Origin of the sequence: Nocardiopsis sp. MG754419 (assembly GCF_018207095.1) — a bacterium.
Classification (GTDB): Bacteria; Actinomycetota; Actinomycetes; order Streptosporangiales; family Streptosporangiaceae; genus Nocardiopsis.
Map to the genome: position 1 here is coordinate 1 of NZ_QOCZ01000354.1, position 517 is coordinate 517.

Below are 517 nucleotides of genomic sequence, written 5' to 3' on the forward strand. Positions count from 1 at the left end.
TCGACACACTCCGCAACAGCCGCACCGACACCGGCCCCCGACGACGCGTGTGGATCCAACCCGAGGACGACACCCCCCACATCCGCGACCCCCTCACCCGCACCGGCCACGCCCTCGGACTCCACCCCGGCCAGATCAGCGTCGCCACCGGCCTGGCCACCGCCACCGCCGACGTCCTCACCAGCCACGACCTCCTGCTGTGCACCCTGCACCAGGCCGAACGACTCGACCTCCACTGGAGCCCCCTCGGCGAGATCCGACCCACCCGCGACCACACCGCCACCGGCGAACAGGCCGAAACCCTGCGCACCCACCTCCACGACCACGTCGCCCGCTGCCTCGGAGCCCGCACATGATCACCCACCGCCTGCGCGCCGAACTCGACGAAGCCGGACTGCACGGCTCCTTCCTCGTCCGCGACCTCCACACCGGCCACGAGATCGGCATCGACCCCGACCTGGAGTACGCCTCGGCCTCCCTCGTCAAGGTCCCCCTCGCCCTCGCCACCCTCCACCGC

The 517-nt window shown here is 72.0% G+C and carries 1 protein-coding gene and 1 pseudogene; both read left to right on the plus strand.

Translation table 11 applies throughout. From position 1 onward, the window contains the following. Positions 1-356 (plus strand): annotated as a pseudogene (locus DSY14_RS28095) (LysR family transcriptional regulator); the annotation flags it as partial. After that, positions 353-517 (plus strand): class A beta-lactamase-related serine hydrolase (locus DSY14_RS29105; RefSeq protein WP_249188595.1); only part of this gene is annotated, 165 nt, incomplete at its 3' end. The pseudogene DSY14_RS28095 and the gene DSY14_RS29105, both read left to right, overlap by 4 nt.